The 8,977-nt window shown below is 63.5% G+C and carries 9 protein-coding genes; 4 read left to right on the top strand and 5 right to left on the bottom strand.

Going from position 1 to position 8,977, the window contains the following annotated elements:
• Nucleotides 1-488 precede the first annotated feature (488 nt).
• Nucleotides 489-695 (top strand): cold-shock protein, encoded by a 207-nt coding sequence (locus V7N12_RS12600; RefSeq protein ID WP_333714957.1) that lies wholly within the window; start codon nt 489-491, stop codon nt 693-695.
• A 193-nt stretch (nt 696-888) separates the two neighbouring features.
• Nucleotides 889-1,098, top strand: coding sequence for a cold-shock protein (locus tag V7N12_RS12595; protein ID WP_333714956.1), 210 nt, complete (start codon nt 889-891; stop codon nt 1,096-1,098).
• 96 nt (nt 1,099-1,194) lie between these two features.
• On the opposite strand, the gene V7N12_RS12590 is transcribed toward V7N12_RS12595, so the two are convergent.
• Nucleotides 1,195-1,899: an arylesterase gene (locus V7N12_RS12590; RefSeq protein WP_443089966.1), complete on the bottom strand. Its 705-nt coding sequence runs from the start codon at nt 1,897-1,899 to the stop codon at nt 1,195-1,197.
• Here V7N12_RS12590 and V7N12_RS12585 point away from each other — a divergent pair.
• Both V7N12_RS12585 and V7N12_RS12580 read left to right on the top strand, forming a co-directional pair.
• On the top strand, nt 1,877-2,569 hold the full coding sequence (locus tag V7N12_RS12585; protein WP_333714953.1) for an ABC transporter ATP-binding protein: 693 nt from the start codon (nt 1,877-1,879) through the stop codon (nt 2,567-2,569). The two genes, V7N12_RS12590 and V7N12_RS12585, sit on opposite strands and share 23 nt — an antisense overlap.
• Nucleotides 2,566-5,082, top strand: coding sequence for an ABC transporter permease (locus V7N12_RS12580; protein ID WP_333714952.1), 2,517 nt, complete (start codon nt 2,566-2,568; stop codon nt 5,080-5,082). Before V7N12_RS12585 ends, V7N12_RS12580 begins: the two co-directional genes overlap by 4 nt.
• A gap of 21 nt (nt 5,083-5,103) precedes the next feature.
• Here V7N12_RS12580 and V7N12_RS12575 read toward each other — a convergent pair whose 3' ends face one another.
• The 4 genes from V7N12_RS12575 to nadE form a co-directional block, all read right to left on the bottom strand.
• Nucleotides 5,104-6,519 carry an MATE family efflux transporter gene (locus tag V7N12_RS12575; RefSeq protein ID WP_333714950.1) on the bottom strand — a complete coding sequence of 472 codons (1,416 nt, stop codon included), beginning with the start codon at nt 6,517-6,519 and terminating at the stop codon, nt 5,104-5,106.
• 107 nt (nt 6,520-6,626) lie between these two features.
• Complete coding sequence (gltX, locus tag V7N12_RS12570; RefSeq protein ID WP_333714949.1) at nt 6,627-7,946, bottom strand: glutamate--tRNA ligase; 1,320 nt, start codon at nt 7,944-7,946, stop codon at nt 6,627-6,629.
• A 132-nt stretch (nt 7,947-8,078) separates the two neighbouring features.
• Entirely contained in the window at nt 8,079-8,507 is a 429-nt protein-coding gene (locus tag V7N12_RS12565; RefSeq protein WP_333714948.1) for a DUF1801 domain-containing protein, read from the bottom strand.
• A gap of 32 nt (nt 8,508-8,539) precedes the next feature.
• On the bottom strand, nt 8,540-8,977 hold a 438-nt coding region (gene nadE, locus V7N12_RS12560), incomplete at its 5' end, for an NAD(+) synthase (RefSeq protein ID WP_333714947.1).

Here is an 8,977-nt window from a genome sequence, read left to right as displayed (position 1 = left end):
CATTTTTAGACGCCGATTAACCCGCTACGGGGTCAATTTTGCACGCCTGTTCACATTTCCTCGGCCAGATAGCGGAACACCTTTTCGCGGGCCAACCGCTGGGTGCGGGGTCAGGGGCGGTTTCGGTTTCGGCTTGGCCGCCTCGATTGCGGCCTGCTGGCGTTCATACAACCGGTCGACAGCGCGGCGCATTTCAGTATCAGATATGGGCAGTCCTTTCGGGAAAGAAGGCCACTCTCTCACCAACGGGTTAACGCGGCCCTTCGGCACCGCGCCGCCATGCCCGACGTATTGCCGACGTGATGCCGCCGCTGTGCCGCCTGCGCGATTTCCCTTGCTTTTTTGGCGCATCGCCCCCATGTGGGGGGTGCAGACGTTATCCAACTCGACCCACTGTCTTCCTTTTCGGCTACAGTCCATCGATCTTGCACTGACTAAGCCGCGCTGTCGCAATCACGCGGACAGCATTGAAAACAAAGGAAAACACGATGGCTACTGGCACCGTGAAATGGTTCAACACAACAAAAGGCTTCGGCTTTATCGCGCCTGACGGCGGCAGCAAGGACGTCTTCGTCCACATCTCCGCAATCGAGCGTTCCGGCCTGACCGGCCTGCAAGACAACCAGAAAGTCAGCTTCGACCTCGAAAAAGGCCGCGACGGCCGCGAAGCCGCGATCAACCTCGCGCTGGTCTGAACCGGCTACGGAGCGGGCTCTGTAAACCAAAAGTGACAGGCAACGTGGCTTGAAATTATTGACATATGTGTCATAATGTCACAGCAACGTTAATCTGACGACCACTGTCCGCTCCTCTGGCCCAGTCCACCGATCCGTTTGACCGCGCCAAGCCGCTGCACTCTCGCGAGCGGTACTCGAGAAGGAACGCAGAATGGCTACTGGCACCGTAAAATGGTTCAACACGACGAAGGGCTTCGGCTTTATCGCGCCTGATGGCGGCAGCAAGGACGTTTTCGTCCATATCTCTGCCGTCGAACGTGCGGGACTGACGACGCTTCGTGACGATCAGAAAGTCACCTTCGATATCGAAGCGGGCCGCGACGGACGCGAAAGCGCCGTCAATCTGGCTCTGGCAAACTGACCGGACAAGACTGAAGACATGCCGGCGGACGCGAAAGACGGCGTCCGCCGGTCACCCCTGACCGCGAAAAGCGTCAGGACCGCGCGGCGGCGCATGCTACCGAGCCGCTGCCACCAGATCGGCGACCGCGGGCCCCATGGCCGCGACGATCAGCGTCACACCTTCGGTGTTGGGGTGGATGCCGTCGGATTGCAGAAATCTGGTCATCCCGTCCGCCATTCCCACCTCGGCCCTGATCCCCGCAGCAAAGTCCGCAAAGAGCGGTATGTCGTATTTCGCCGCAAGCTCGGCATACATCCCCTCGAAGGCCTGTTTGTAGTCCTGTCCGTAGTTGCCACCCACTGACAGGCCGACCAGCAGCGTCTCGACCCCGGCGGCCTGCGCCTCTGCGAGGATGGCATCAAGGTTGGCCTTGCTGACCGCCGGATCCACCCCGCGCAAATAGTCGTTTCCACCCAAGGCCACGATGATGGCGTCCACGTCCGGCGTCAGCGTCCAGCCGATCCGCGCAAGCCCGCCTGCCGTGGTGTCACCGGACACGCCTGCGTTCATCACCGAGGCATCGATCCCTTCGGCATCCAGCCACGCCTGCAACTGCGGGACAAATCCGTCACCCTGCGAAAGCCCGTAACCCGCCGTCAGGCTGTCGCCGAAGGCGGCAATCGTGATCTTTTCGGCATGGACCGCCGTAGAAGAGATCAAAAGCACGGCGGCCAGCTTGGCACTGCCACAAACGACCCCATATGCAAGAGACCTGACCCGATCAGAGGCCGCACCAATGACCGCACCCGTCCTTTCCATCACCAACGCCAGCCTGTCGCTCGACGGAAACGCCGGGCGGGTGGACATCCTGCACGACATCTCGCTTGAGGTGGCAGGCGGCGAGACTTTGGGGCTGATCGGGCCTAGCGGGTCGGGCAAATCATCTCTCCTGATGCTGATGGGCGGGCTGGAACAGGCGACATCGGGGACAATTACCGCGCTGGGGCAGGATCTGACCGCGATGAACGAGGACCAGCTTGCCCTCTTTCGTAGAGACAATATGGGGGTGGTCTTTCAGTCTTTCCACCTGATCCCGACGATGACGGCGCTGGAAAACGTCGCGACCCCGCTGGAACTGGCCGGTGCCCGCGATGCCTTCGACCGTGCAGAGGCCGAACTTAGGGCTGTGGGCCTTGCCGACCGGATCGACCATTACCCCAGCCAGATGTCTGGCGGCGAACAACAACGCGTGGCCCTTGCCCGCGCCTCGGCCCCGCGTCCGCGTCTGTTGCTGGCGGACGAACCGACGGGGAACCTTGATGAAACCAACGGTCAGGCGATCATCGACCTGTTGTTCGATCTGCGCGACAGGCACGGGGCGACCCTGATCATGGTGACCCATTCCAACGAGCTTGCGCAACGCTGCGACCGTGTGATCCGCCTGCGCGACGGGCGCGTCGATACCGCCATGGCGAAGGCCGCGGAATGAGCCTTCGGATCGCGACACGATTTGCCTTTCGCGAGTTGCGCGGGGGCCTGCGCGGGTTTCGCGTGTTTCTGGCCTGTCTTGCCTTGGGTGTCGCGGCCATTGCCGCTGTCGGCACCGTGCGTGCGGGGATCGAGGCCGGATTGAAACGCGATGGCGCGGCACTTTTGGGTGGCGATGCCGAGGTGGAATTCACCTACCGCTTTGCGCGGGAAGACGAGCTGGACTGGCTGAACAGCATCGCCGATCAGGTCTCGGAGACGGTCGATTTCCGGTCCATGGTTGTCGTCGCGCGTGACGGGACAACGGAACGCGGGTTGACGCAGGTCCGCGCCGTTGACGATCTTTATCCGCTGATCGGCGCGGTGCAGCTTTCGCCCGAAATCCCGCTGGAGGCAGCACTTGCCGATTTCGGCGGCGTCATGGAACCTGTCCTTGCCGACCGGCTGGGGCTGGTTGCAGGCGATACCTTTCGGCTGGGCGAGCAGGACTTCACCCTGCGCGCAATACTAGAGCGTTACCCCGACAACTCCGCAGGCGGCTTTGGCCTTGGGCCGCGCACGATCGTGCTGACTGACGACCTTGCCAATTCGGGCCTGATCGAAGAAGGCACGCTCTTTTCGACGCAATACCGACTGGACCTGCCCGGCGGTGCCGACCTTGAGGCACTGGAAACCAGCGCCGAAGACCAGTTCCGCAACAGCGGGTTGCGCTGGCGGGACAGCAGGCGCGGTGCTGGGGGTGCGGCGCAATTCGTTGACCGGATCGGGGCGTTTCTGATCCTCGTGGGACTTTCGGGGCTTGCCGTGGGCGGGGTGGGCGTCTCCGCCGCGGTCCGCGCCTATCTTGCGGGCAAGACCGGCGTGATCGCGACGCTCAAGACGCTGGGTGCCACCCGTGCCACGATCTTTCACACCTATTTCATTCAGGTGGGTATTCTGACCCTCTTGGGCATTGTGCTTGGCCTTGTGCTGGGTGGCGGCCTGCCGGTGCTCTTTGCCCCGCTGATCGAGGCACGCCTGCCTATCCCTGCCGTTTTCGCCATCTACCCCGCCCCGCTGTTCGAGGCGGCGGTCTACGGCTTGCTTGCGGCCCTTGTCTTCACGCTCTGGCCGCTGTCCAGGACCGAGGATATTCGCGCAGCAACCCTGTTCCGTGATGCGGCCGCTGCCGGCGGCGGCCTGCCGCACCCCCGTTTTCTGGTGGCCATCACAGCACTTGTCGGCTTGTTGATCGGCAGCGCGATGTGGTTCTCGGGGACGGTGTTTCTGACGCTCTGGACGGCAGGCGGGATCATTGCGGCACTTGCCATGCTGGTTGTTGCAGCCGTCGGGATCCGCTGGGTCGCGCGGCGTTTCCGCAAGCCCGCCCGTGGCCGCCCTGCCCTGCGGCTGGCCTTTGGCGCGATCGGCGCGCGCGGGGGTGAGACAACATCGGTTGTCTTGTCCTTGGGGCTTGGCCTGACCGTTCTTGCCGCCGTCGGCCAGATCGACGGCAACCTGCGCAGCGCCTTTGCCGATGACCTGCCCGAGGTCGCCCCAAGCTACTTTTTCGTCGACATCCAGCCCGACCAGATCGACGGCTTTCGCGCGCGGCTCGCCGATGATCCGGCCGTGGCCCGGGTCGATACAGCACCGATGCTGCGCGGCATCATCACCCAGATCAACGGCCAGCCCGCCGAAGAGGTGACGAACGGCCATTGGACCACACGCGGCGACCGCGGCATCACCTATGCCGATGCGCAGCCGGGCGGAACGGTGGTGACCGACGGGGCATGGTGGCCCGAAGGCTATTCCGGTCCACCGCAGATCAGTTTCTCGGCAGGGGAAGCCGCCGAGATGGGCCTGCAGCTTGGCGACATGATGACCGTGAACGTGCTGGGCCGCGACATCACCGCCGAGGTGACCAGCTTTCGTGAAGTCAGTTGGGAGGATGCGGGCATCGGCTTTGTCCTTGCCATGAACCAGAGCGCGCTGGCCGGTGCGCCGCATAGCTGGATCTCGACCGTCTATGCCGAGGAAGAGGCCGAGGCGCAGATCCTCCGCGACCTTGCGACCGCCTATCCCAATATCACCGCGATCCGTATCCGCGACGCCATCGATCAGGTCATCGATCTGGTCGGCGGCATATCGGCGGCGACCCGCTATGGCGCGTTGATCACGCTGGTGACGGGCTTCTTGGTGCTGATCGGTGCCGCCGCCGCGGGCGAGCGGGCGCGCACGTTCGAATCCGCCGTGCTCAAGACGATCGGCGCACCGCGCAGCCGCATCATCGCAAGCTTCACGCTGAGGGCCGCGATCATCGGTCTGGCGGCGGGTGTCGTGGCACTGGCGGCAGGCATCCTAGGCGGCTGGGCGGTGTCGACCTTCATCATGGATACCAGCTATCGGGTGATCTGGGGCAATGCCTTGCTGATCGTCGGTGGCGGCGTCCTTGCAACCACTGCGGCGGGGCTCGCCTTTGCATGGCGCCCACTCGGCGCGCGTCCGGCGCAGGTCTTGCGCGCAAGGGAATGACGCATCGCTGGTCGAACGGCCCTATCGGCGGTGGTGCAGAAGGCTGAAGAGACGGGCCTGACGTGCGAAAGGCTCGGGTTCGGACATTCCGTCTTGCGCGGCGATCACCCGTCGCGCCAACAAGATCGCGATCACGGCAAAGACAGCGCCCCCGACATATTGGCCGATCAGCACACCGGGCGCGCCGAACCATCCGCCAAAGACGATGACGAAGGGGATCGTGCCCAGCGTATGCCGCCCCCAGTTCACCACCGTCGAATAGAATGGGTGCCGCAGGTTGTTGAAGGCGGCATTGGCCACAAAGATCACCCCGTTGAAAAAGAACATCAGCGACAGCGGTCCGGCAAAGAGAAAGACGATGGTCAGGGCCACCCCTTCTTCCAACTGGAAGAGATAGGCGATCCCGGGCCGGGCCAGAAAGAAGAGTGTCGAGACCACCACGACCACGATGGCCGTGAACAGAAGTCCTTCCCTGAAGGCGCGACGGACGCGGTCATTCAATCCCGCCCCCGCATTCTGCCCGATGATCGGTCCGATGGCACCGGACAAGGCGAAGATGATCCCGAAGCCCACGGGTGTCATCCGCGCGACAATGGCCATGCCCGCGACGGCCTCTTCGCCGTATTCCGCCATGGCGCGGGTGACGTAGGCCTGCCCGATGGGCGTGGCAAGCTGGGTCAGGATCGCGGGGAAGGCGATTGCCACGATGGGCCGCAGGTCGATCGTCAGGCTCGACGCGGTGGGGCGGTCAAACCCGCCGTAGCTGCGGATCAATGGGATCAGGGCCGTCACTGCGATGGCAAGACGCGCTGCCACGCTGGCTAGCGCTGCGCCCGTCAGTTCGAGGTCGAGACCGAAGATCAGGATCGGGTCCAGCACCGCATTCACCAGCCCGCCCCAGATCGTCGCCATCATCGCGCGGCGCGCATCGCCATGCGCCCGCAGGATCGCGCCACCGATCATGCCGACCATCAGAAAGGGCAGCGACGGCACGATGATCTGCAGATAATGGACGGCGAGGTCATGGGTCTCGCCGGTGGCACCCAAAAGGCCGACAAAGAAGGACAGATTGAACCAGACCGCTGCCGCGAAAAGGGCACCGAAGACCACACCGTAGATCAGCGCGTTCGTGGCCCTGCGGCGCGCCTCTTCCGCCGCGCTGGCACCAAGTGCCCGGGCGACAAGGGCACCCGCGGCAATCGCCATGCCGATCCCGAAGGAGGTCGTGAAGAACAGCACCGCACCGGCATAGCCCACCGCCGCCGCCAGTTCCGCCTTGCCCAGCATCGAGATGAAAATCATGTCGACGAAATCGACAAGGAACACCGCCATCAGCCCCACCGACGAGGTCAGCGACATGACAGAGATATGGCGGAACAGGCTGCCTTGCGTGAACTTGGCCTGCGATTGCGGCAGGGGCTTGGCGGTATCGCTCATCCGGCGGACCTTGGGTTGCATCTGGGAAGGCCACAAAGACAGGCGATGCCGTCAAAAGCAACCTTCGCAAGCGCAGGGCCGTGTCTGCGCGGATGCAACAGCAAGGCCTAGAGCTTTGGCCGCACCTGCAAGAGCGGCATGACATCCGCCATCTCGGGCCCGCGTTCGCGGCCGGTCACTGCCTTGCGCAACGGCATGAAAAGACCCTTGCCCTTGCGGCCTGTCGCCTCTTTCACCGCCGTCGTCCATGCGCCCCATGTCTCGGGGCCGTAGGGCAAGGGCGGCAGCATGGCAAAAGCCTCGGCCACGAAGTCCCTGTCCTCATCCGCGACCAGCGGCTTGGGCCCGTCGCGGAAGAGTGCCCACCAGTCGGCCACATCGGACAGGGTATCGATGTTGTCACGCACGACACCCCAGAAAGCAGGGGCGAGGTCATCGGGCACGCCGGCCGCGCGGAGTGTCTCGGCGACAGCGTCATGATCCAATGTCGCCAGATGACGCGCGGTCAGTGGCAGCAGATCAGCGGCATCGAACTTGGTCGGGGCCGAGCCGAATTTCGACAGATCGAAGCCTGCCACGACCTCGTCGATATTGGCACGCAATTCCACCGGATAAGAGGACCCCAGACGCGCCATCAGCGACAGAACCGCCTGTGGCGCGATGCCCCGGGCGCGCAGGTCGCGCAGCGCAAGGGTTCCAAGGCGTTTCGACAGCGCCTCGCCCTGCGGGCCGGTCAGAAGCGAGTGGTGCGCAAAGCGCGGGACGGCACCGCCCAGCGCCTGAATGATCTGGATCTGTGTCGCGGTATTGGTGACATGGTCGGAACCGCGCACGATATCGGTGATCCCCATCTCGACGTCATCGACCACCGACGCCAGCGTATAGAGGATCTGGCCGTCGTTCTTGAACAGCACAGGATCGCTGACCGAGGCCGCGTCGATGGAAATGTCACCTATGATCCCGTCGGTCCATTCGATCCGCGCGTGATCCAGCAGGAAACGCCAGTGCGATCCCCGCTCGGCCCGCAACCTGTTCTTTTCCTCGTCCGAGAGGCCGAATGCGGCACGGTCATAGACCGGCGGCTTGCCCATGTTGAGCTGCTTCTTGCGCTTGAGATCGAGCTCGGTCGGGGTCTCGAAGCATTCATAAAGGCGCCCCATCTCGATCAGACGTTGCTTGGCTGCGAGATACTGGTCCATGCGGGCGGACTGGTGTTCGATCCGGTCCCATGTGATCCCGAGCCAGGTCAGATCATCCTTGATGCCTTGGACGTATTCATCCTTCGACCGCTCGGGGTCGGTATCGTCGATCCGCAGGATGAACCGGCCGCCCTGACCACGGGCGATGGCATAGTTGAACAGCGCAGCGCGCAGGTTGCCGATATGCAGCCAGCCGGTGGGCGACGGGGCGAATCTGGTCGTGGTCATGGGTGCGTCTCCTGTTGCGGGCGCTTTGATCATGCGGGGCACGCATTGTCCAGTTTCGCGCAAGACAGGGGCGCTGCCCCTCGGGCCGGGCCTTGCCCGCCCCTCACCCCGGAGTGTCTTGGGAGAAAGAAGTCAGGTGGGGTGCAGCGGCCATCGCGTGGATAGGTCCTTGAGCCCGGCGCGGATCAAGTCGGCAAGGACGGTCAGGTCAACGTCATCGAGCTTGTTGATGTAAAGACAGGACTTGCCGATCTTGTGCTTGCCGAGCCGCGCAAGGATATCGTGAAAGTCCGCATAACCCGGCAGAATATAGACCGAGATATTCGCCTTGCGCGGGCTGAAACCGGTCGCGAGAAAGTCGCCCTCGCGACCGCTGTCATAGACATAGTGGTATTGCCCATAGCCGATGATGGATGGCCCCCACATCTGTGGTTGCCACCCCGTGACCCTGCGGAAAAGCGCATCAAGCGTTTCGGCATCCGCGCGACGGGTCGGATGATCGACGGCGGCGATGAAATCGCCGACACTTGCCGGGGTCGCTTGGGTCTTGTTCTGGGCCATATCCGCAGTCTAGCCGCAACGATCCGGCTGTTCTAGCTGTCATCCCGCCAGCGGTTCACAATCGGGTAGCGCCGGTCGAGCCAGAACGCACGGTTGGACAGGCGCGGGCCGGGCGCGGACTGGAAGCGCTTGTATTCGCTGATATAGATCAGGTGTTCCACCCGTCTGACCGTGGCGCGGTCGTAACCCGCCGCCACGCAATCGGCGACGGATGCCTCGTCGTCCACCAGCATCTTCAGGATGCCGTCAAGGATATCGTAGGGTGGCAAGCTGTCCTCGTCCTTCTGGTCGGGACGCAACTCGGCTGACGGGGGCTTGTCGATGATTGCGACGGGGATGACTTCGCCCGCCGGCCCCATCATCCAGTCGCGGTGGTTTGCGTTGCGCCAGCGCGCGGCCTCGAACACCCGCGTCTTGTAGAGGTCCTTGATCGGATTGTAGCCCCCCGCCATGTCGCCATAGATCGTGGC

This window comes from Yoonia sp. (genome assembly GCF_036770585.1).
In the GTDB taxonomy this organism is placed as follows: domain Bacteria; phylum Pseudomonadota; class Alphaproteobacteria; order Rhodobacterales; family Rhodobacteraceae; genus Yoonia.
The sequence above is the reverse complement of the archived record's forward strand: the minus strand, read 5'-3'. Positions and strand labels throughout refer to the sequence as shown.